This window comes from Kocuria sp. HSID17590, assembly GCF_003989485.1.
In the GTDB taxonomy this organism is placed as follows: Bacteria; Actinomycetota; Actinomycetes; order Actinomycetales; family Micrococcaceae; genus Kocuria; species Kocuria salsicia.
In genome coordinates this window covers 1-1044 of the sequence record NZ_RBMB01000075.1, presented here as the reverse complement: position 1 = coordinate 1044, position 1044 = coordinate 1, and the positions used below count along the sequence as shown (strand labels likewise).

Sequence of the window (1044 nt, the reverse complement as noted above, 5' to 3'; positions counted from 1 at the left end):
CTGAAGATCAGAAACAGCGGCAGGGCGAGCGCGGTCGCCGGCACCAGCACTCCCCCGAGCACCACGTTGAACAGCGTCTCCCGGCCGGGAAACCGGTACTTGGCCAGGGCGTACCCGCACATCGCCGCGAGCAGGGTGCCGAGCAGGGCGGCGCCGCCGGTGTAGGCGACGCTGTTGAGGATCCACCGGGGGAACACCCCGTCGCGGTAGGTCAGCACCTCGGTGATGTTGTCGACCAGCGCGAAGTCGTCGAACCACAGCGGCGCGCCCTGGGTGATCCGCCCGTCGGGTTTCGCCGCGGCGACCACCAGCCACCAGATCGGCACCAGGAAGTACGCGGTGCAGACCAGCATCACCAGGGTCGCGGCGGACCGTGAGAGCAGCGACTCGTGGGCCGGTGGACCGCCGGGTGGGCGGCCGGCGGCGGTACGGGCGGCGGCGGTACGGGCCGGGGCGCTCATCGCGCGTCCCGGCGCTGGGTGAACTTCAGGAACGTGAAGGACAGCGCGAAGGTCGCCAAGGCGAGCACCACCGAGAAGGCCGCGGCCAGGTTGAAGTTGGGGATCGACGAGGTGGAGTAGACGGTCAGGTTCGGGGTGTACGTGCTGGACACCGCCGAGCTGAAGGTCCGGAACACCTGCGGTTCGGCCAGCAGCTGCAGGGTGCCGATGATGGAGAAGACGGTGGTCAGCACGATCGCCGGCAGCACCATCGGGATCTTGATCGACCAGGCGATCCGGGCCGGGCCGGCACCGTCGAGCCGGGCCGCCTCGTAGATCTCCGGCGGGATCGCCAGCAGCGACGAGTAGATGATCAAAATGTTGTAGCCGACGTACACCCAGGTCACGACGTTGGCGATGGCCCACAGCACCAGGTCCGCGCCGAGCAGGTCGACCCGGCCGGTGACCGCAGCGAACGGCGACAGGTTGGGCGAGTACAGGAACCCCCACATGATCGCCGCGACGACGCCGGGCACCGCGTACGGCACGAAGAAGGCGAGCCGGAAGAAGCGTCGGCCGCGGACCAGACCCGAGTCGAGCAGCA

At 69.2% G+C, this 1044-nt stretch carries 1 protein-coding gene and 1 pseudogene; both read right to left on the bottom strand.

Translation table 11 applies throughout. From position 1 onward, the window contains the following. Positions 1-461, bottom strand: a pseudogene (locus D8M39_RS12465) (carbohydrate ABC transporter permease); the annotation flags it as partial. Further along, positions 458-1044 (bottom strand): carbohydrate ABC transporter permease (locus D8M39_RS12460; RefSeq protein WP_148111769.1); only part of this gene is annotated, 587 nt, incomplete at its 5' end. The gene D8M39_RS12460 and the pseudogene D8M39_RS12465, both read right to left, overlap by 4 nt.